The organism is Microvirga subterranea, from assembly GCF_003350535.1.
Lineage (GTDB): Bacteria > Pseudomonadota > Alphaproteobacteria > Rhizobiales > Beijerinckiaceae > Microvirga > Microvirga subterranea.
Map to the genome: position 1 here is coordinate 1 of NZ_QQBB01000032.1, position 2653 is coordinate 2653.

2 protein-coding genes are annotated in these 2653 nt (G+C 67.6%); both read right to left on the reverse strand.

Annotated features, from left to right (window positions below; all coding sequences use genetic code 11):
• The coding region (locus DES45_RS24640) for a dihydrodipicolinate synthase family protein (protein WP_147282514.1) at positions 1-920 on the reverse strand (920 nt) is incomplete at its 3' end.
• A 23-nt stretch (positions 921-943) separates the two neighbouring features.
• Positions 944-2653, reverse strand: a 1710-nt coding sequence (locus DES45_RS24645) for an IlvD/Edd family dehydratase (RefSeq protein ID WP_245571888.1), incomplete at its 5' end; no start/stop codon positions are given.

A 2653-nucleotide genomic window follows, 5' to 3' on the forward strand; every position in this document is an offset into this window, starting at 1 on the left:
CCCCAGCGGAGCACGACCGGGTCGAGGCGGCGGGCGATCTCCAGGAGGCCCTTGCGGGTCTCCGGATGCAGGGGCTGCAGGGGATGGCGCACCCTGTCGGACTTGATCACGCCACCCTCCTGCATCAGCACCTTGGCGGCGAGCAGGCCGCATTGCCGGTTCTCGTAGTTGATGAGCGGCAGCCAGCGCTGATAGGCGTCCGCAGCCTCCTCGCGGTTGCCGGCCATGTAGGGATCGATGATCTGGCGGATTCCATCCGGGAAGCCCCCGCCGGTCATGGCGCCCGTGGCGCCCGCGTCCAAATCGGCCATCAGGGTGATCGCCTCCTCGCCGTCCCACGGTCCCTCGATCGCGTTGCCGCCCTGCGCGATCAGGTCGCGCAGCTTCGCGGCAGTGCCGGGAACTTCGATCTTGAAATAGGAGACGTTCGGGATCTCCCGGGCCATGCGGGCCAGGAAGGAGGCGGACAGCAGCGTGCCGGCCATCGGGGCATCCTGAATCATGATCGGGATGGTGATCGCGTCGGAGACCCGGGTGAAGAACTCGTGGATGCCGGCTTCCGACACCCGCAGGGTGGCGCCGAAGAAGGGCGGCATGATCATCACCATGGCGGCGCCGGCATCCTGGGCACGGCGGCTGCGGTCGGCGCAGATCTCTGTCGAGAAATGGCTGGTGGTCACGATGACCGGCACCCGGCCCGCCACGTGCTCGAGCACAGTGTTCATCACGGCCTCGCGCTCACCGTCGGTGAGCAGGAACTGCTCGGAGAAGTTCGCCAGGATGCAGACGCCGTCCGAGCCGGCATCGATCATGAAGTCGATGGCGCGCTTCTGTCCCTCGAGATCGAGTTGCCCCTTCTCGTCGAAGATGGTGGGGGCAACGGGGAACACGCCGCGGTAGGGGCGTCGGGCATCGGCCATGGGATCCTCCCGGTCTTTCGGTCTCAATGGTTGTCGCGGGGAACCGGGGATCCGGTGCGCCCGACGAGGAAATCCAGATCGGCACCTTTGTCCGCCTGGAGCACGTGGTCAATGTAGAGCTTGGCGTAGCCGCGCGTGGCATGGGGCTCCGGCGGCGTCCAGGCGGCACGCCGGCGCTCCAACTCCGCCTCCTCCACGTGGAGGTGCAGGCTCCGGGCCGCCACGTCGAGCGTGATGAGATCCCCGTTCTGCACCAGCGCCAGCGGTCCTCCGGCCGCCGCCTCAGGGGCCACGTGCAGCACCACGGTGCCGTAGGCCGTACCGGACATGCGCGCATCGGAGATGCGGATCATGTCGCGCACGCCCTTCCTCAGCAGCTTCTGCGGCAGCGGCATGTTGCCGACCTCGGCCATGCCCGGATAGCCCTTCGGCCCGCAGTTCTTGAGCACCATGATGCAGGTCTCGCCGATGTCGAGGGTGTCGTCGTCGATGCGGTGATGCAGGTCCTCGATCGTCTCGAACACGACGGCGCGGCCGGTGTGATTCATCAGTTCGGGCGAAGCCGCCGACGGCTTGATGACGGCGCCGTTCGGGGCGAGGTTCCCGCGCAGGATCGCGATGCCGGCCTCGGGCTTGAACGGCTCCTCGAAGGTCGTGATGACCTCGCGGTTCCAGCACGGCGCGTCCTTGACGTTCTCCCACAGGGTCTTGCCGTTGGCCGTCAGCGCCTCCTTGTGCAGGAGACCGCGCTCGCCGAGCGTGCGCAACACCACCGGCAGGCCGCCCGCGTAGTAGAAGTCCTCCATGAGGAAGCGGCCCGAGGGCATCAGGTCCACCAGGCAGTGGATATCGCGCCCGAGGCGGTCGAAATCGTCGAGCGTCAGGTCGATGCCCATGCGTCCCGCGATCGCCAGAAGATGCACGACCGCATTCGTCGAGCCGCCGATCGCCGCAAGCGTCCGGATCGCGTTCTCGAACGACTCACGGGTCAGGATCTTCGACAGGGCGAGGTCCTCGTCCACCATCTCGACGATGCGCCGGCCGGCCATGCGGGCGAGGTGGTTGCGCCGGGCGTCGGCCGCCGGGATGGCGGCGTTCTCCGGCAGGCCCACGCCCATGGCCTCGACCATGGAGGCCATGGTGGAGCCGGTGCCCATGGTCATGCAGTGGCCGGCGGAGCGGTTCATCCCTCCTTCCGCCTCATGGAACTCCTGAAGCGTCACCTCGCCGGCGCGCAGCTGCTCGCTCATGGAGATGATGTTTGTGCCCGAGCCGATGTACTTGCCGCGATAGACGCCGCGCAGCTGCGGCCCGCCCGAGACGCCGATGGTGGGCAGATCCGCGGAGGCCGCGCCCATGAGCAGGGCCGGCGTGGTCTTGTCGCAGCCCATCAGGAGCACGACGCCGTCGAGCGGATGAGCCCGGATCGCCTCCTCCACGTCCATGGCGGCGAGGTTGCGGAAGAGCATCGCGGTCGGCCGCATCGTCACCTCGCCCAGCGAGGAGACGGGGAACTCCAGCGGGAAGCCACCCGCGTCGAGAACGCCGTACTTCACATGTTCCGCAATCGTGCGAAAGTGAGCGTTGCAGGGCGTCAGCTCCGACCAGGTGTTGCAGATGCCGATGACGGGCCGTCCCTCGAACTGGTCCTGGGGGAAGCCGCTGTTCTTGAGGAACGAGCGGTAATAGAACCCCATCTTGTCCTGGCGCCCGAACCAGGCCTGGCTGCGCAG